General features: G+C 41.4%; 21 protein-coding genes and 1 pseudogene. 13 read left to right on the forward strand and 9 right to left on the reverse strand.

The genetic code is table 11. The features are described from left to right. Positions 1-2: 2 nt before the first annotated feature. Positions 3-1,373, reverse strand: a complete 1,371-nt coding sequence (locus UH38_RS19575; RefSeq protein WP_045056373.1) for a (Fe-S)-binding protein — start codon at positions 1,371-1,373, stop codon at positions 3-5. Between the two features lie 94 nt (positions 1,374-1,467). After that, positions 1,468-2,766, reverse strand: coding sequence for an FAD-binding oxidoreductase (locus tag UH38_RS19580; RefSeq protein ID WP_045056374.1), 1,299 nt, complete (start codon positions 2,764-2,766; stop codon positions 1,468-1,470). A gap of 234 nt (positions 2,767-3,000) precedes the next feature. On the opposite strand from UH38_RS19580, the gene UH38_RS19585 reads away from it, so the two are divergent. Continuing rightward, positions 3,001-3,600, forward strand: a complete 600-nt coding sequence (locus UH38_RS19585; protein ID WP_045056375.1) for a Maf family protein — start codon at positions 3,001-3,003, stop codon at positions 3,598-3,600. Here UH38_RS19585 and UH38_RS19590 read toward each other — a convergent pair. After that, positions 3,597-3,839 carry a hypothetical protein gene (locus UH38_RS19590; RefSeq protein WP_045056376.1) on the reverse strand — a complete coding sequence of 81 codons (243 nt, stop codon included), beginning with the start codon at positions 3,837-3,839 and terminating at the stop codon, positions 3,597-3,599. The genes UH38_RS19585 and UH38_RS19590 overlap by 4 nt on opposite strands. A 263-nt stretch (positions 3,840-4,102) precedes the next feature. Between UH38_RS19590 and UH38_RS19595 the strand changes: the two genes are divergently transcribed. Continuing rightward, a complete protein-coding gene (locus tag UH38_RS19595) occupies positions 4,103-4,843 on the forward strand; it encodes a phycocyanobilin:ferredoxin oxidoreductase (RefSeq protein WP_045056377.1) in 741 nt (246 codons plus the stop codon). A gap of 132 nt (positions 4,844-4,975) precedes the next feature. On the opposite strand, the gene UH38_RS19600 is transcribed toward UH38_RS19595, so the two are convergent. The 3 genes from UH38_RS19600 to UH38_RS27405 are packed head-to-tail and all read right to left on the reverse strand — an operon-like array spanning position 4,976 to position 5,788. Then, entirely contained in the window at positions 4,976-5,242 is a 267-nt protein-coding gene (locus UH38_RS19600; protein ID WP_045056378.1) for a Txe/YoeB family addiction module toxin, read from the reverse strand. Further along, on the reverse strand, positions 5,205-5,486 hold the full coding sequence (locus UH38_RS19605; protein WP_045056379.1) for a type II toxin-antitoxin system Phd/YefM family antitoxin: 282 nt from the start codon (positions 5,484-5,486) through the stop codon (positions 5,205-5,207). The genes UH38_RS19600 and UH38_RS19605 overlap by 38 nt, the downstream gene beginning before the upstream one ends. Then, a complete protein-coding gene (locus UH38_RS27405; protein WP_200892522.1) occupies positions 5,486-5,788 on the reverse strand; it encodes a hypothetical protein in 303 nt (100 codons plus the stop codon). Before UH38_RS27405 ends, UH38_RS19605 begins: the two co-directional genes overlap by 1 nt. 62 nt (positions 5,789-5,850) lie before the next feature. On the opposite strand from UH38_RS27405, the gene UH38_RS19615 reads away from it, so the two are divergent. The 4 genes from UH38_RS19615 to UH38_RS19630 all read left to right on the forward strand — a co-directional run bounded on the left by UH38_RS19615 (position 5,851) and on the right by UH38_RS19630 (position 9,668). Then, positions 5,851-6,075, forward strand: a complete 225-nt coding sequence (locus UH38_RS19615) for a type II toxin-antitoxin system HicB family antitoxin (protein ID WP_045056381.1) — start codon at positions 5,851-5,853, stop codon at positions 6,073-6,075. A gap of 375 nt (positions 6,076-6,450) precedes the next feature. Beyond that, on the forward strand, positions 6,451-7,770 hold the full coding sequence (locus UH38_RS19620) for an ABC exporter membrane fusion protein (RefSeq protein ID WP_045056382.1): 1,320 nt from the start codon (positions 6,451-6,453) through the stop codon (positions 7,768-7,770). Between the two features lie 14 nt (positions 7,771-7,784). Next, positions 7,785-8,942: an ABC transporter permease DevC gene (gene devC / locus UH38_RS19625; RefSeq protein ID WP_045056383.1), complete on the forward strand. Its 1,158-nt coding sequence runs from the start codon at positions 7,785-7,787 to the stop codon at positions 8,940-8,942. Positions 8,943-8,957: 15 nt separating this feature from the next. Continuing rightward, positions 8,958-9,668, forward strand: coding sequence for a DevA family ABC transporter ATP-binding protein (locus tag UH38_RS19630; RefSeq protein ID WP_045056384.1), 711 nt, complete (start codon positions 8,958-8,960; stop codon positions 9,666-9,668). Between the two features lie 791 nt (positions 9,669-10,459). On the opposite strand, the pseudogene UH38_RS27735 reads toward UH38_RS19630, so the two are convergent. Both UH38_RS27735 and UH38_RS19645 read right to left on the reverse strand, forming a co-directional pair. Continuing rightward, positions 10,460-11,192 (reverse strand): annotated as a pseudogene (locus UH38_RS27735) (IS1/IS1595 family N-terminal zinc-binding domain-containing protein); the annotation flags it as partial. Positions 11,193-11,319: 127 nt separating this feature from the next. Further along, on the reverse strand, positions 11,320-11,502 hold the full coding sequence (locus UH38_RS19645) for a hypothetical protein (protein WP_045056386.1): 183 nt from the start codon (positions 11,500-11,502) through the stop codon (positions 11,320-11,322). A gap of 128 nt (positions 11,503-11,630) precedes the next feature. Here UH38_RS19645 and UH38_RS19650 point away from each other — a divergent pair, with 128 nt between their 5' ends. From UH38_RS19650 to UH38_RS19665, 4 genes are all read left to right on the forward strand, one after another. Beyond that, positions 11,631-12,080 (forward strand): hypothetical protein, encoded by a 450-nt coding sequence (locus UH38_RS19650; RefSeq protein ID WP_045056387.1) that lies wholly within the window; start codon positions 11,631-11,633, stop codon positions 12,078-12,080. A 409-nt stretch (positions 12,081-12,489) separates the two neighbouring features. Further along, entirely contained in the window at positions 12,490-12,732 is a 243-nt protein-coding gene (locus UH38_RS19655; protein ID WP_045056388.1) for a helix-turn-helix domain-containing protein, read from the forward strand. Positions 12,733-12,806: 74 nt separating this feature from the next. Next, entirely contained in the window at positions 12,807-16,079 is a 3,273-nt protein-coding gene (locus UH38_RS19660; RefSeq protein ID WP_045056389.1) for a type ISP restriction/modification enzyme, read from the forward strand. A 31-nt stretch (positions 16,080-16,110) separates the two neighbouring features. Beyond that, positions 16,111-16,473, forward strand: a complete 363-nt coding sequence (locus UH38_RS19665; RefSeq protein ID WP_052672472.1) for a DUF2513 domain-containing protein — start codon at positions 16,111-16,113, stop codon at positions 16,471-16,473. A gap of 14 nt (positions 16,474-16,487) precedes the next feature. Here UH38_RS19665 and UH38_RS19670 read toward each other — a convergent pair whose 3' ends face one another. After that, positions 16,488-16,763: a hypothetical protein gene (locus tag UH38_RS19670; RefSeq protein WP_052672473.1), complete on the reverse strand. Its 276-nt coding sequence runs from the start codon at positions 16,761-16,763 to the stop codon at positions 16,488-16,490. Between the two features lie 200 nt (positions 16,764-16,963). Between UH38_RS19670 and UH38_RS19675 the strand changes: the two genes are divergently transcribed. Genes UH38_RS19675 through UH38_RS19685 form a run of 3 tightly spaced genes read left to right on the forward strand, consistent with a single transcriptional unit; the run spans position 16,964 to position 17,954 of the window. Next, the gene (locus UH38_RS19675) at positions 16,964-17,281 is read left to right on the forward strand and encodes a hypothetical protein (RefSeq protein ID WP_045056391.1); all 318 of its coding nucleotides are present in this window, start codon (positions 16,964-16,966) and stop codon (positions 17,279-17,281) included. Beyond that, a complete protein-coding gene (locus tag UH38_RS19680) occupies positions 17,281-17,724 on the forward strand; it encodes a type II toxin-antitoxin system VapC family toxin (protein ID WP_045056392.1) in 444 nt (147 codons plus the stop codon). The genes UH38_RS19675 and UH38_RS19680 overlap by 1 nt, the downstream gene beginning before the upstream one ends. A 26-nt stretch (positions 17,725-17,750) precedes the next feature. After that, positions 17,751-17,954 carry a hypothetical protein gene (locus UH38_RS19685; protein ID WP_045056410.1) on the forward strand — a complete coding sequence of 68 codons (204 nt, stop codon included), beginning with the start codon at positions 17,751-17,753 and terminating at the stop codon, positions 17,952-17,954. Positions 17,955-18,127 lie beyond the last annotated feature (173 nt).

Consider the following 18,127-nt stretch of genomic DNA (forward strand, 5'->3'; position numbering starts at 1 on the left):
CCTTATTGCTCGATTTTGATACCGCGAATTGAATAATCTAACAACTCAATGGGATGCTTGATAGGAACTTTCTTATTTTGTAAATTCAAATGCTTGCCGATTTGCAAACTACAACCTGGATTTGCTGAAGCAATCAAATCTGCCCCAGTATTAAGCAAATTATCAACTTTTGCCGCACCTAATTCATCAGCTACTTCTGGTTGCAGCATATTATATACGCCAGCACTGCCACAACATAAAGCGGCATCAATTGGTTCTTTTAACTGCACTCCTGGAATTTGGCGCAATACTTGGCGCGGTTGGACGCTAATTTTTTGCCCGTGTAATAGGTGACAAGCATCTTGATAGACTAAAGTTAACGGGCGATCGCTCAACGGTGATAGTTTGGCGGTTAACCCAGCAGTAGCCAAAAACTCTTGCACGTCTTTAACTTTTGCCGCAAATTCTTGGGCTTTTTCCTTATATTCAGGGTCGTCTTGCAACAGATGTCCGTATTCTTTTAAAGTATGACCGCAGCCAGCAGCGTTGATAATTACAGCATCTACATCTGTACCGGAAAAAGCATCAATCATCTGTTTAGCTAGGGTTTTGGCTTGTTCTTCTTGCCCTTGGTGGTGAGGCAAAGCAGCGCAACAACCTTGAACTTTGGGAACGACTACTTCGCAGCCATTTGCTGTCAGTACGCGCACTGTTGCTGTATTCACATCAGAGAAAAATAATCGTTGCACGCAACCCAAAATCATCCCTACTCGATAACGCTTTTCACCTACTGCGGGAATTGTCGCGGGGATGTCATCTCTAAAGGAACTGAGGGATATTTGCGGCAATACTGATTCCATTGCTGCTAAACGAGGTGAAACTAACTTGAGTAACCCCGTAGAACGAACTATTTTCTGCAAGCCTAATTTTTGATATGCAAATAACCCAGTCAGTAACACCCGCACTCGATTGGGATAGGGGAACAGAGAGAAAATTAGTTGTCGATATAGCTTATCTGGTAAAGTACGCGGGTAATTACGTTCGACTTGCGGGCGAGTAGCAGCAATTAGCTTGTCATACTGAACGCCAGAGGGACAAGTAGTTACGCAAGCAAGACATCCCAAGCAGCTATCAAAATGTTGTGCTGTAGCAGTGTTGAGCGGTGCTTGACCTTCATTAATAGCATCCATTAAATAGATTCGCCCTCTAGGTGAATCCATTTCTTTTCCCAATACTCGATAGCTAGGACAAGTAGAAAGACAAAATCCACAATGAACGCAAGCATCAATTAGCTTAGGATCGGGGGGGTGATGTTCGTCAAAGCCTTTTAAGTTATTTAACGCTGCTTCTTCTGTAAGCGCAGAATTTGTTATAGAACTTTCTGAAGTTTGCATGATTTAAAAAGATTTATCTTCAACTATGCTAGCTATTTGCAGCAGGAGAGCAAGAGAGAATAAATTAGTCCTCTTGGCAATCTTTAACTCAAAACTACAAAAAACGGTTAGGACTTAATAGGTTTTCTGAGTCAAATTGTTGTTTAATGCGTTGCATCAAGTCTATAGCATTGCCGCTGTAGCCCCATATATCTATCTTCTGCTTGATTGCTTGTGGTGCTGTTAAAACTGTCAGGAAACCTTTGTAGGATTGACAAAGCGATCGCATTTGCTCAATTATTTCTATGGTTGCATCTGCTCCCAATTGCAACGATCCTAAGCCGCTACCGTTATGTATCCAAGCTATTACTTTGTGCGAAGCAATCCTATCTAGCTCTAAAAGTGTTGCTACAGCTTGGGCTGGTAATACGCCGATTTTACAAGTAATTGGGGGCGACGAAGATTGCATTTGCATTTGTAATTTCTGCCCTAGTTCTGCTTCCTCATCTCCTGAGTAGATTTTGCCTTGTAAACCTAACTGCTGTCCGACTTCTAATAGCCTGGTTGATTGCTCTAGTACGCTTTCTTTGAGGCTTCTAAAGCGAGTAATTAACCCCAATCCCTTACCTATACCCAAACTTGCTACTAAGCCTGTTGATAATATGTCGCTATTGGTAGGAGTTAAAGCCGAAGCGCGTAGGGTGGTGCAAGCTTTGGCGACTTCTTCTGCTGTACCTGTAAGCGCCGTAGTAGCTGATGTTTCTGGTAAGGGATACACTCTAAAGGTGACTGAGGAAATTGCGCCTAGAGTGCCGTAAGACCCCGTAAACAGTTTCATCAAGTCATAACCTGCAACATTTTTCACTACTCTTCCCCCAGCCGAAGCAACTTGTCCATCGGCGCGGACAAAATTAATTCCTAATAGTTGATCGCGGACGCTACCATATCTTTGCCGCAAAGAACCAGTCGAAGCTGTTGCAACTATTCCTCCCATTGTTGCAGATTGAGGGAAATCAGGATCTAAAGCCATAAATTGACCGGATTTGGCTAATTGTGCTTGCAAATAAGCGAATTGCATCCCTGCTTCTACAGTTACAGTCAAATCGCCTACAGCGTGTTCGATTAATTGCTGCATCCGTTGGGTACTAATTACGATTTGGGCGTTGGCAACTATTCCCCCCCAGCTTAATTTGCTGCCATTACCGCAGACTAACATTTGCCATTTGTTGCGGTACGCGCAAGTTATTACCTCTGCTAGTTCGGCGGGAGTATGAGGATAGACGATGCAGCTAGGAACAGTTTCCGCAGAAGTTGCTGCTTTTATCTGTTTTTGCCAGCGTTCGTCTAGGTTTTCCCACTCGCATATTTCTGCTGTACCGATCAGGGGTTTTATTTGGGTGGCGATCGCATTCATTAGTAATTACCAATCTGTATGAGAATTATTGGACTTCTGAGCAGAATCTACAATGAGTAATGGAACGCAGATGCACGCAGATAAACGCAGATGAAAATGTAGGTTGCTTTCTACGACATGAATTTTAACTAAATATAAGACTATAATCTCAACAGTTTTGGTAAATGAGCCGCGCGATCGGAGCTTGTGAAAGATTAAGCTATATAGCTAATAGCACCTCCGCTAATAGCTAAGATGAATGTTCCTACTTTTGTTCTTGCCTCTGCTTCCCCTGCCCGTCGTCGTTTGTTGCAAAATGCTGGTATCGATCCAGTAGTGAAAGTCAGCGATTTTGATGAGTCGCAAGTGCAAAATAACGATCCAGCGCAACTTGTCCAAACTCTAGCTGAATCTAAAGCCCAAGTCGTCGCCCAGCAGTTTGATTCTGGTTTAATTATGGGTTGCGACTCTGTTTTGCTGGTAGATGGCGAGATTCACGGCAAACCTAAGGATTCTGCTCAAGCGATCGCTCGTTGGCGTAAAATGCGCGGTAATGTCGGCGAACTCTATACAGGTCATGCTTTAATCGATTTAAGTCAAAATCTTTCTGTAATTCGCTGTCAAGTTACCCAAGTATTTTTTGCCCCGATAACTGACAAAGCGATCGCTACTTACGTAGCTACTGGCGAACCGCTTAAATGTGCTGGTAGTTTCGCTTTGGAAGGCTATGGCAGCCTATTTGTAGAGAAAATTGCTGGCTGCCATACAAATGTAATTGGTTTAAGCTTGCCTTTACTGCGGCAAATGCTAGAACAGCTAGGCTACAGCGTTACCGATTTTTGGCAAGCAACCTAAGCAAAGAAGTCACGCACGTTTAAAACTGTTTCTCCATACCCTGGAATCCAAGCTACCCATTCATCGGCTGTAAGTTCGCATAGTAGCAATGCTTCATCGTGACTGTAATCGTTGGGTAATTTGTGCAATTGTACCCAAGTATTTGCCTCAAACTCTAAATTATTAGGCTGATGCGACCAATCTAACCTTTGCCCTACAGGTAAGATACAAAAGTTTGGTTGGTAATACTTTACTTGCATTCTTGCCGCTCCTTTACTAGCGCGATCGCTACTACACAAACATCTTGTGATTTCTGTATTTTATGTTACAGATAATCGAAGTTAATTGGCAATCAATGTTGAATATCTTTACTTCGCGTTTGCCTCAATCTAGGCAGAAACGGAAAAATATATCATTACGCGACAGATAAAATCCTGGTAGCGTAGATTTTGAGTGCGTATTAATAAAAGTAACTGCTCAAACTTCTAAACTTGTAGATATTTCTACTTGGTTTAATCAACTCATGTCGCCAACTTCTACCCCATCACTGCGATCGCAACAACACCCCCTAATTTGCCAGCTAGCTGACGCAATTGAGGGGAGTTGGCACAAATATCTGGAATTATCCCCTTACCCCATGCCAGCAGAATTAGGCTATGTAGAAGGCAGATTAGAAGGTGAGAAACTCACTATTGAAAATCGCTGCTACCAAACACCCCAGTTTCGCAAAATGCACCTGGAACTGGCAAAAGTAGGCACAATGCTAGACATTTTGCACTGCGTCATGTTTCCCCGCCCCGAATATGCCTTACCGATGTTTGGCTGCGACTTAGTGGGCGGAAAAGGACAAATTAGCGCTGCGATCGCCGATTTATCGCCGCTAAATGCCGAACGGGTTACTACTAGCGCATACAGCAGTCAACTACAAGCTTTACAACAGCACGATTTTAGTGCGGTGCGAGAATTACCACCTTGGGGAGATATTTTTTCTGAATTTTGTATCTTCGTGCGTCCAAGTTCGCCTACAGAAGAAGCAATATTTTTGCACAGGGTAGAAGCATTTTTGGAAATACACTGCAAACAAGCGATCGCATCTTCACCCGTGTCAGCAGAAGAAAAAACAGAAATTATTGAGGCGCAACGTTACTACTGCACCAAACAGCAGCAAAACGACAAAACCCGCCGAGTTTTGGAAAAAGCATTCGGTAACGAGTGGGCGGAACATTATATGACTACGGTGTTGTTTGACTTGCCAGAATGTTAGCGATGGGTGGTAGTAGATAAGCTATCTATCAATCCTAAAAGCTTTTTTTGGCAGATAAGTTCAACGAGCGATAGTTAATTTCCAACTTGGGTCACTTGAAAAATTGATGGGATTTTTGAGTCATCAACCAAGCTATAGTTCATAGTGGCTCCACATTCTGACTACTTTAACCGTATTAATATCTTTCAAAACTTGATAAACCAGACGATGCTGAATATTAATGCGGCGCGAATAGTACCCAGCTAGATTACCAACTAATTTCTCGTAGGGCGGTGGGTTTTGAAATGGATTTATTGCTAATACTTCTAGCAATCTTTCGGCATTAGTCCAAAGTCCAGCTTTAACTAAGTTTTGGGCATCTTTAGCTGCTTGCTTCGTCAGTATTATCTGCCAAGCCAAGTTTCAATTCCTCCAAATTAATACATTCTTCTACGGTCGTTTGACCACCCTCAATAATTGACTCTGCCATTCCTGGGATAGAGATTAAATACAGTGTTTCTTGAATAGCATTCCAATCTTCCTGAGAGACTAATACAGCATTGTTTCGCTGCCCAGTAATTAAAACTTGCTTATGAGCATCAGCAGTTTCGTCAATCAGGCGAAACAGGTTTGCCCTTGCTTTTGTGGCTGAAAGTACGTCCATTAGTTTTTTGCTTCTGTTTTACCCAATTCTAGTACGTTATTGCGTACAAAGCTTGCCGCCTCTAGTAAGGTAGCGACAAGCAACGAAGCAAGAAACCGGAATGCGTGCGAGCCTTGATCTAGTTTTGACTTGTGGGTGAGGAGGTAGGACGCTAATTTTCCTCCCCAAGTAGCGGTTTTAAATAGCTCAATTTTTAGTTCTCTGGTGGCGAATTCCACCTGCGCTGTTGTCATTCCTCTTGCTTCTTTCCAAGATGTGCGATCGCATCCACGCCCCAAAGCGGCGAAAAAAGAGCCGAACAAGCATAAAATTGTACCAATAGTATCTTTGATACAATTGCTTTAAAGATTTACAAGGTAAACTCGTGCAAATTGCATTAACAAAGGTGTTTCAGAAAGTTCCAGAAGGCTATATTGGCTTTGTCGAAGAATTGCCTGGAGTTAACACGCAAGGAAATTCTATTGAAGAAGCTAGAATAAATCTAGAGGAAGCTATTGGGCTAGTTTTAGAGGCAAATCGCCTACTTGCTGAAGAACAGATCCAAGGACAAGATGCGATTAAAGAGTCTGTTTTTCTTTACCTTGCATGAAGCGTCTAGATTCGATCCGCCATATTGAGGCTTACGGTTGCGAATTTTTGAGGAAAGGAGCCAACCATACAAGATAATTATTTGGGATTTGGCGACCAATAGCCAGCTACAAGTATTGCAGGGGCATACAGCGCCCATCGGGAATTTGTTGCTAGTTACAGCATTGATAGAGCAATTAAAATTTGGGGAGTGCCAGAGTTGCTTAGTTAGCGATCGCTTGTCCTATCTTTAATTTAAAACCCTTCAAGATGCTCTTGCTGCGAATAAATATGCACTATTTATCGGTAATAAGTTATTTCGCTTGCAGATACTTAGCATAGGTTGTACTTTGAAGTTTAGGGTGTAAAGTTTTTAATTGAGAAAGAAGCGATCGCCATGTCAAAAACGATCGAGCAGCCAATCCGAAAAGTAGAATCAGAGTTAAAACCGAAAAATCGCTGGAAAATAGGTTTAGCTATCGCCGCAGCGATCGCATTAGGAGCTTTTGCTTTCAACCGATTGCAACAATCGCCAACTACTACACCCGAACCTGTTACTAGCCCTACACCCGTTGCTGATGCTGTGACAGCCTTGGGAAGACTAGAACCGCAAGGAGAAGTAATTAATATTTCTGCCCCTAGTTCAACTCAGGGTATGGGGGCGCGAGTTGATAAGATGATGGTCAGGGAAGGGCAATTAGTTCAAGCTGGACAAATCCTCGCCATTCTCGATAATCGCGATCGCTCGGCGGCGGCTTTAGAACAAGCCAAACAACAAGTAGAAATTGCCCGCGCCAATTTAGCTAAAGTCAAAGCTGGAGCGCAAACTGGGGAAATCGAAGCCCAAAAAGCAGCGATCGCTCGTTTGCAAGCACAACTAAGTGGCGAAGTTAAGGCAGCTGATGCTACTATTGCCCGCATTCAAGCCGAGTTGCAAGGACAAACTGATACTTTAAAAGCCACAGTTGCGCGGACTGAAGCCGAACAGCGCAACGCTTTAATCGACTTGCAGCGCTACCAAGACTTATATAAAAGTGGGGCGATTTCAGCCCAAGAATTGGAACGCAGGCGACTAAGTGCGGTAACGACAACAGAACAACTCAACGAAAGCGAAGCTACGCGCACAGAAAGAGTATCAACCCTACAACAGCAGCTAATTGAAGCAAGAGCAATCAAAGATCGCACAGTAGCAACTTTAGGGCAGCAAATTAATGAAGCTAAGGCTACTTTGAATAAAATTGCCGAAATTCGCCCCCAAGATGTCCAAGTAGCGCAAGCAGAAGTAAATAATGCGATCGCAGGAGTCAAGCAAGCGCAAGCCGATTTAGCTTTAACTTACGTCACAGCGCCAGAGTCGGGTGAAGTTATGAAAGTTCATACCCAATCAGGCGAAACTGTTAGCACTAATGGTATTGCGGAACTAGGTAAAACTGACCAAATGTTAGTAATTGCCGAAGTATTAGAAGAAGATATTAGTAAAATTCGTCTCGGACAAAGAGCAACTATTACTAGCGATAACAATGCTTTTGCAGGCGAACTGAGGGGAACTGTAGTCGAAGTTGGCAGACAAATCGGCAAACAAAATGTTATTGATAGCGACCCCGCCGCTGATGTAGATGCTAGAGTTGTGGAAGTCAAAATTAGACTAAATTCTCAAGCTAGCCGCAAGGTTTCTGGCTTAACTTATGCCAAAGTCATTGTGGCAATTACTATTTAACTCAAGCAAAAATAATGTTTAAAAAAATCCCTCTAGCATGGCTGCAACTAACTAGGGAAAGAACGCGCCTAGTAATTGCGCTAGCTGGAATTGCTTTTGCTGATATTCTCATGTTTATGCAACTTGGTTTTCGCGAAGCCTTGTTTGATGCCAATGTGCTTTTGCATAAAAGTTTAGAGGGAGATATTGTATTAATCAATCCCCAGTCAGATGCTTTATTGTCAATGCAATCGTTTTCGCAAAGACGCTTGTACCAAGCATTAGCAGTAAAATCTGTATCATCTGTCCATCCTATATATTTAGACTTTACTGGGTGGAAAAACCCCCAAACTCGCAAGCTTCGCAATATTCAAGTTATTGGTATTAATCCAGAAGATAAATTGTTTGCATTGCCAGGAGTTGCAGAGAAGTTAGACGTAATTAAATTACCTGATGTTGTAATTTTTGATAAAGGTTCAAGAGCAGAGTTTGGACCAATTGCTGCTGACATTGAGCAAGGTAAATTTGTCAATACAGAAGTAGATGGCAGGAAAGTTAAAGTAGGAGGAATATTCGAGTTAGGCGCATCTTTTGGAGCAGATGGAAATATAATTACTAGCGATCAAAACTTTTTACGCATATTTGCTGACAAGAGAAAGTTTGGCTTGATTGATATTGGTGTAATTAATTTAAAACCTGGTACGGATGTAGAAGTAGCTAAAGCTCAAATTCAAAACTTTTTGCCTAAAGATATTAAAGTATTAACAAAACAAGAATTTGTCGATTTTGAGAAAGATTATTGGGCAAGTAGTACGGCAATTGGCTTTATCTTTACGCTCGGTACAATCATGGGTTTTATTGTCGGAACTGTGATTGTTTACCAAATTCTTTACAGTGAAGTTTCCGACCATATGCCAGAATATGCAACTTTAAAAGCAATGGGTTATACTCAAACCTATTTGCTATTGGTAGTTTTTCAAGAAGCTTTGATTTTAGCAATTTTGGGCTTTATGCCTGGATTTGGCTTTGCGATGGTTCAGTACACGATGGCAAGGAACGCGACATTATTACCGATCGCTATGACGGCAAGAAGAGCAATAACAGTCATAATATTAACTATACTGATGTGCTTCATTTCAGGAGCGATCGCCGTACGCAAACTCCGTTCTGCCGATCCTGCTGACATTTTCTAATCTCAGGAGTTGCCAATGTCTCAAGTAGAACCAGTAATTGCGATTGAAAATATCAATCATTACTATGGCAAAGGAAATCTCCGCAAACAGGTTTTATTTGACATCAACTTGAATATTGATGCTGGGGAAATCGTAATCATGACCGGACCATCAGGTTCGGGTAAGACAACTTTGCTCAGTTTGATTGGTTGTTTGCGTTCTGTGCAAGAAGGAAGTATGAGGCTGCTAGGTCAAGAGTTAAACGGCGCTAGCGAACAAAAACTCATTCAAATGCGCCGTCAAATTGGTTATATTTTCCAAGCACACAATTTACTGGGGTTTCTCACCGCCAGACAAAACGTGCAAATGTCTATCGAACTCAAAGATGGGGTATCGAAGAAAGAAGCCGAAGCAAAATCGGCAGCTATGTTGGAAGCAGTAGGCTTAAAAGAGCGCATCAACTACTACCCTGATAACCTTTCTGGCGGACAAAAACAACGCATTGCGATCGCGCGTGCTTTGGTAAACCATCCCAAATTAGTTTTAGCTGACGAACCGACAGCAGCTTTAGACAAAAAATCGGGACGCGATGTTGTAGAAATCATGCAACGCCTCGCCAAAGAGCAAGGATCGACGATTTTGCTAGTAACTCACGACAACCGGATTTTAGATATTGCCGATCGCATTGTCGATATGGAAGATGGCTATTTAACCCGCAACGCCGAACTTACAAGCACTTCTAGCTAAAATCTTGCTGCGTAGTACAAATTCAACGACCAAGAAAATGCTGATATCCCCATTAACTTCATAGATAAAAACAGTAATTTCACTGGCGATCTCTTCATAGGTAAATGATTAGAATCAACACAGTTAGAAAAGATTTCTCCTCCTGATTCATCTACCCCGCAAGCCTACTTAGGCTTGCGGATTACCTAAACTAAAGAGAGCAAAAACTATGTCGGTATTTGAAACCTTCTTCGCCTTCAGTTTTACTTCTATTGCCGCTGTATCTTTACTTGCAACTGCCTTAGCTTATCAACCTAAGTTTCGCTAACTATCTCTGACCGTTTCTATACTTAACTAAGTCTCTACCTCTACTCTAACTATAATCGTCCGCTTTTATACTTAATATCATGTCCGACAAATCAATTATGATTTCGCTCAGGAATTGCGACCAATAAATAAACGCTTGCCGCAGCAAGTCATTATAGTGAGATAATACAACTTATGCAGCAAGTGTTGACAATAGTTTGTCAGATTCAACCAACTCCTACTCAGGTGGTAAAGATAGATGCCACTTTAAAGGCATTTCCGGATGCTTGCAACTATAGCAATCCTGAATCATCTATGAAAATAAACCATACATGAATATTTTTGGGAAATTAAAAATTTGCTGATGAGTTACTAGCTCAAATAATCGCTTGACAGCAAAGATTTACACAGATGATAGAACTCTCGGAAGAACCTCTTTGCGTGTAGCCAAACATCTTCAACAGAATTTTGTGCAGGGGCATTTGGGGCAAAGCGAATGCAAGTAATCTGCCCATCCAACTCATCCAAATGCCGTTGGTACGCACGAACATTGCTGGGTTTTATCTTTACCGATGTGATGTTTGATTTCGGGAGGGAGGACACGCTCATAGCCACCCCAGTCGTCACTGTTGAACTGCTTACAGTCAGTTTTTCCTTCAGTGTTGTTTACTAATTGCTCAATCAAAGCATCAGTGTGTTTGCAAGCAAGCTTTCGGGAAGAAGCTTCTTCCCGAAACGTTGCGCCCACTCGTGCGGCAAGAATTAAGCCACTGGAATTAGCGAGGCTCAACCCAATCCAACGATCCCCCACTTCTAGTTCTTGGTCACAACACTGTTTCTGTTTTTTGAAACAAATGACAAGGCAAAATTGGGGAGAATTATTCTTCCCAATTGTTGCCACCACATCTTATCCCTACTCACTTCTTCAGTTTGCACGGCTTGTACTTCTGCATTATGAACAAGTTGTGCTTTCGCTCTGGCGGCTCGAACATTACTCACAACTGTGTTGTAAGCAAGTTCGGTGATGCGGCTAATCCCGCGCAAGCTACTGCCTTCGCTATGGGCTTGCAGCACGGGCGCGAATTTGATTTGCTCTGGGCTGACATAACGGCGATAGTACAAGCTGTCAAAGCTCTCTGAGAACGTTTGATGACAAGCTGGGCAGAGATAACGTTGATGACCGTTGGGCATCTTGCCGTGTTTATGGTCTTTGGGGTGACCGCACAGAGGACATTGCATAGATGAGTTTCCAATGACATAGGCTTCTCTACTCTACTAATCCCACATCTTTTTGACGCACTACCACGCAAGAGAATAAGGCGCATTGGGTTGCGCCTTTGCTTATGGATTAATTTTTAAGTTTTGTTTAGTTCTTACCAACTTCTCTTTGGTATTTTTCGGCTACTGCTTCTCTGAGCCACTCTGATTTGTTAGGTAGCGATCGCACGTAGGCATCCAAATCTACTGGCAGCTTTACCGCTACTGGGTATTCTGCTACTGGTTTATCGTATATCTGTTTTAATTTATATTTCGGATTAGGATTTGACATTGTAGGTAAACGTCATGCTGTGTTATAATTTTATTATAGTTAAAGCCGGAAGAACAAGCAACCAACTTCACTTCTTCCGGCAAAGCTCAACTTAATGTACACGAAGCTAATGTATACGGAGCTTATGTATGGATTTTAGCGCGAATAGCGGTTTGGCGATCGCCCCAGATCGAGTTTCTGACAATTTAAATGCTCAAGTTTTGTTATCTGTGCCTCAAAGCGATCGCGTTCGTACTCCTCAACGTCGCGCCCGTTACAGCGATAAACAGAGGATTCGGCTCAAAGATGCAAAAAGTTGGGTGTTGCGACGTTCTGGGTGCAGTAATACAGCAGAAATTAAGAAATATCTGAAGATTTTGGGTAAAAAGCTCGATTTGCGGTTAACTAGCGCTTGGATCGCAATTTATAAGGAATTAGCTGAGGCAATTAGGAATTTGGTACTCGCTTTAGGTAGCGATCGCTTGTTTGAGTTTGTTCCGTTGCCTGTATATTTGGCGGAAGTTGTGGAGCAAGTAGAATTTGCATCTATACAGTCGAAGTCTGCTGGCGCAGAATCATTAGTAGATTTTCCTGGTTGAGCGATCGCGCGTGTGGTTTGCTATTTCTATTTAGAATTAGAAACTCGTATAGCTAATTTTGGCTATTTGGTGAATACGTAGAGTGGTACGCGTAACAAATAAAACAGCGATCGCGTGTCCTAAATAATGGATGTCTGCGTGGATTTACTTGTTAGTAGTTTCACGTCATTCGCTTGCTTTCAAATAAGTCAGTGAAAACGCTGATGTCTTTGCAGTACAAGGGAAACGTCATCTGCCATAGGTATTATTAAAACAATTGATTCTCAAAAGATTTTATATTTTTACAAGTATCAAATAGGGTTGCAATTTAGGTATTTGCCCCGCGCTTTTTCGAGAAAAGAGTGCATACGATATAGCACATAGCACATCATATGCTGCATCACACAGCAAGCTCTGGAGTTCATGTCAGATGTTAGTCAACAAGCTTTTATTAATAAGCCAGCCGCGAATTGGCGCACTTATTCGTGAAATTCGTTTGGAGACTGGGCTGACACAAGAACAATTTGCTAGTCAACTGGGCGTTACGTGTTCTACCATGAACCGCTGGGAGCGAGGCAGATCGAAGCCTTCTCCTTTGGCTATACAGAAGATCGAGCAGCTACTAGAGCAGATGGGTAAGAAAGATTTGTTGGCTAAGTATTTAGCTGATTAGCTCTAAGCAAAAGGTAGGTATATAGCCTACTGACAATAATTTTTAACTCAAAAAATATAGGGAATTGGTGGTTTATGACTTTCACCAAGCAGCTTTCGCGTGCTTTGATGACTGGCACAAATGAGGAGCGCGTTGAAGAATTACGCAAAATTTTAAAATATCCCGTTCAACAAAAAGATCCTGGCGGTTCTAGGTTCTATTATCTGCATCCTGGTGAGGATGAAGCGGAAGCTAGGGACACTTGCCCGATCGCAGTTGGCTTTTATTCTGAACTAAATGATGCCACAGACGGGGAAATTAGAAGTTTTTTGACTGCTGGGGAGCCGCAACCAGAAATTTATAAGCATTACACGAGCAGAGTTTCGGAAGATCAGCCTGTAATGTATTTGCTGCTACCAGCCAAAGAAGGTGCTGGGCGAGTACCGTTGGTATTGCCAAATGAAGGAGGTTTGCGATCGCGCCAAATCCAAACATTTGATTGGAATGAGCCAGAACTATTGGCGCGGTTGAGGCGCTTGGAGCAAGGAGTGCTACCCATTGCGACAAGAGCCTTGTGTTCGGTTCCTTTGGTGGAGGGTGTTTTCTACGATCCGATTAAGACTGCTAAAGAATTGGCGAGAAGTCTTGCTGAGGTGGCACGGAAGATTGAGAAAGCTATTCCTACTGTTTATGACGCTGAAAAGAAAGATGGATATCTGCATAAGCTGCTAAAGAATTTTCAGCGAGATTTATTACCAAATTTACAAGCGACTCCACATAACGAGAAAGATTATAGTTTTGCCGATATTTATGCTCAAACAATCGCTTATGGACTATTTACCGCTAGAGTATTTAATCATGTAAAAGATGAAAGAGAAGGCAAAGCAAAAGAAACTGATTTCAATCGTCAGGATGCTTGGAAGCAGCTACCAGAGACTAATCCATTCCTTCGCAAGCTGTTTCGCGAGATATCAGAGCAAAAGTCCCAAGAATTGGGCAAGGAGTTGATAGAGGCGATCGCAGATATATTTATTATTCTCCGCAAGACTAAGATGGATGCGATTTTGTCAGACTTTCGGCAGAAGATGAATCAGGAAGATATTGTAATTCGCTTCTATGAGGACTTCTTAAAAGCATACAAACCAGAGATGCGAGAACTTCGGGGAGTTTACTACACTCCAGAGCCGATAGTTTCGTACATTGTGCGATCGGTTGACAGTATTCTTAAAGCTGATTTTGGGCTAGAAGATGGACTTGTTGATGCTACTAAAGTTCAGGTAAAAACTAAAGATGGTAAAAATACAAAGGAAACTCACAAGGTTCTCATAACCGATGTAGCAATTGGCACTGGTACTTTCTTACACAGTGTAATTGACCATATTCATAAATCGTTTAAGCCTAGCCAACAATTAACTTGGTCAGATTATGTGTCTCAGCACTTACTACCTCGATTGTCTGGGTTTGAATTGCTGATGGCTCCCTACGCTGTAGCTCACATGAAATTGGGCTTGCAACTAGCTGAATTAGGCTACAAATTTGATACGGATGAAAGATTACGAGTTTATTTGACCAACGCTTTGCAAGAGGCTTTTCAAATTCCCCCTGCTGATGGTTTTGACAATTGGATTAGAGATGAGGCAGATGCAGCCAATATAATCAAGCAAGAAGCGCCAGTAATGGTTTTGCTAGGAAATCCGCCTTATTCTGGTCACTCTGCTAATAACGGAACTTGGATTAGTAATCTTCTCAAGGGCAAAGATACAATTACAAGTCAAGAAACGAGTAGTTACTTTGAAGTAGATGGTAAACCGCTTGGTGAGAAGAATCCTAAATGGCTGAATGACGACTATGTAAAATTTATCCGCTTTTCTCAGTGGAGGATTGAACAAACAGGCTACGGTATCTTGGCGTTTGTCACTAATCACGGTTATTTAGATAATCCTACGTTTCGTGGGATGCGTCAAAGTTTGATGGAAACTTTTGATGATATTTATGTTCTGGATTTGCACGGTAATAGCAAAAAGAAAGAGCGTTGTCCTGATGGTTCAAAGGATGAAAATGTCTTCGATATTCAACAAGGAGTATCAATCAACATATTTGTTAAGCATCCTAATGGAAAAAAAGAAAATGCAACTGTTCATCATGCAAACCTTTGGGGTGTCCAAGAGTGCAAATATAACTGGCTCAAAGAAAACGACATAAATACAACTCAGTGGACTACTTTGCAGCCGCAGTCGCCGTTCTATCTGTTTGTTCCACAAAATAATGATCTACTGGCTGAATACCAAGATGGTTTAAAAATAACAGAAGCAATGTCTACTAATGGATGGGGTATTGCAACTAGAAAAGATTATTTACTAACAGACTTTACAGTAGAGAGTTTAACTCAACGTATGTCAATAGTAGTTAATGGCACACTGGATGAAGCATACCAAGAAGGAGTAAAAGATAATGAGAGTTGGTCTTTCTCAAAAATAAAGAATAGATTAGGAAGCGACATTAAAAGTCGAGTTTACAGCTACTATTACCGCCCATTCGATTATCGTTACATCTTCTACGAACCTCTTATGATTGAGAGAGGAGACCACCGTTTACCAATTGCAAAGAATTTTATACACGAACGTAATAATTTAAGTTTACTTATTAGCAGAACAGGAGCCGCATCAGGTTCTCCTATTTGGGATGTGATGTTTGTAGGGGATAGCTTGAGCGATCTTAATCTATTTAGAAGAGGAGGAGCATTTATATTTCCTCTCTATCTTTATCCTGACACAGATAATCTTCACCAATCTACAACAGCAGAACAACGCCGCCCCAATTTCTCTGAAGATTTCCTCAATGCGATTAAAGACAAGCTTGGTTATATTCCTACCCCAGAAGCAATTTTTTATTACATCTACGCCATATTTCACTCACCTACCTATCGCACCCGCTATGCTGAATTTCTCAAAATAGACTTTCCGCGCGTTCCTCTTACAAGTTGCGATCGCCTTTTCCGCCAGTTAGCAACATACGGAGAAGAATTAGTAGCACTGCACTTAATGAAATCTCCCAAATTAGACAACCTAATTACCCAATTTGTTGAAGGTAGAGGCGATCGCCTAGTTGATGCTGGACATCCAAAGTTTAGCCAGGGAGAAGTAGTAATTAATAAAAAAGGAGACAAATTTACAGGAGTACCCGAAAACGTCTGGAACTTCCACGTCGGCGGTTATCAAGTCTGCCAAAAGTGGCTCAAAGATCGCAAAGGACGTACCCTCAGCGATGAAGATATTTTGCATTACCAGAAGATTGTTGTTTCTCTCCAAGAAACTATTGAAATAATGGAAAAAATTGATGCAGCAATTCCAGGATTTCCTATTCAATAAATATTACTAGGTTGGAAATATGAAAAGAGACATGGAGTTAATTCGTAAAATTTTAATGCAGTTAGAAGAGAGTCCAACACATGATATTCCAGTTCAATTAAATATTGAAGGCTATAAACTAGAGGAAATTAATTACAACGTAGGTATTGCTTGGAAAGGTGGATTAATAGAAATCTACGACAAGCCGATTAGTACACTCAATTCTACTACCCGCTATTTACCTAAGTGTCTAACATGGGAAGGTCATGACTTTCTTGATGCTAGTAGAAACGATAACGTATGGAAAAGAGTGTTAAAAGTAGCAAAAGAAAAAGGTGGTGGTTTAGCTTTTGATGTCTTTAAAGCTCTGCTTATTCAATACGCAAAGGAAGAATTTAATGTTTTACCCCACTAGCTTGCGATCGCAAGTTAGTCATCAATGATGTCTCCAGCCATCAATTCTCTCCAATCATTCGAGTCTTGATAGTGTGTTGCCATTTCCTCTGCTTGCATAGCCAAAATAGCCCGCCGCTCTGCCAAAGGCTTTTGCAGAAAAGCTTTCCGCTCATCCAAAGTAAGGCTACCTGTATTTTCAGCCCTGTTATTGCTATCCAATGCAGATAATTTTTGTTTAACTAATTCTCGTTCTGCTGGCGAGAGATTAGCGACTATTTGAACAATCGAATCTACAAGTTGAGTATTCATGCACACTCTATCTCAGAAATGTAACTCTATTATAAATTCCTAAGTATCTAACTCGTTCACAAGCAAAAAACCGCTTTCCAGGAGAAGATAATGATTCACTATCAGCGTATTGTTGTAGCTCTTAAAGAAACTATTGAGATAATGGAAAATATTGATAAAGCAATTCCCAGCTTTCCCATCTAGTAAAGGAGCTACCTGCTATGACTATTAAAGAACTGCTGCTTCAAGAAATAGATTCTACTGACGATCCCCTTCTAGAAGAAACTCTTGATTTCTTGCGCTTCCTCAAAACTAAGCAAACTCCAACACAACCAGAAGCCAACACCGCAGCATCAGATGACCAAATTGCAACAGAAGCCTACAAACCTGCTCAATCTACAGGGCGAAGTCTTCTAGAGCATCTAAAAACTATTGGTACTTGGGAAGGAGATGACTTTGAAGAATGTCTTGAAATGGTATATGCCACTCGTGGTAAAGCCAAATTCCACTACGAATGCAATCCCTTTGATGATGAGTAATGTATTTACTAGATACTAACCACTGTAGCGGCGCAATTCTAGGCAATACTAGCATCCTGCGTCGTCTTGCTGAAGCTGAAAATACTGCGATCGCTACCTGCGTAATCGTGAAAGGGGAACTGATCTATATGGCAGAACGTTCTCAACAAAAAGAGCGTAACTTAGCCTTAGCTCACCGCTTCTTGGAAGGCATATATACTTACGACATCAATGGAGAAACTGCTGATATTTACGCACAACTGAAAGCAGCGCTATTCAATCAGTTTGCACCCAAAGAAAAAAGCAAACGCCGGAAAACGAAAATCACTGATTTAGGATTTGACGAAAACGATCTTTGGATTGCTGCCGTTGCTTTACAGCATAATCTCACGGTTGTTTCAGGTGACAGCGACTTTGAGCGGATTCAACAAGGAGGAACATTAACCCTAGAATCCTGGCTCTAATAATGCTCTACCAAAAGGAGAAAACAATGATTCCCCCAATTGAATTAACTCGTAGAGGCTTTAAAGCCCTAGTTGATGCTCTTGGATACGTTGATGCTATTCGGTTTATAAAACAGTTCGATCTTGGTAATGGCGACTACACAAAAGAACGTCAGCAATGGCTAGACAAGATGAGCTTAGAAGATATTTGGACAGATATCCAACAACGCCAAAATCAAGACGACGGTTGACAAAATACTGAATCTATTGCTGAAGCGATCGCAACTCTTGCTTTTTTCTAAACTTGGGATTAAGAGCAATCATTTTTAGTGGATAAAACAAGTAATTATAAATATCATATTTCTCCTATAAGTATGAAGTAAATAATTTAAAAATATGCTCAGAATTTTACTTCAAAAAATAA

This window comes from Aliterella atlantica CENA595 (assembly GCF_000952155.1).
Taxonomy (GTDB): domain Bacteria; phylum Cyanobacteriota; class Cyanobacteriia; order Cyanobacteriales; family Chroococcidiopsidaceae; genus Aliterella; species Aliterella atlantica.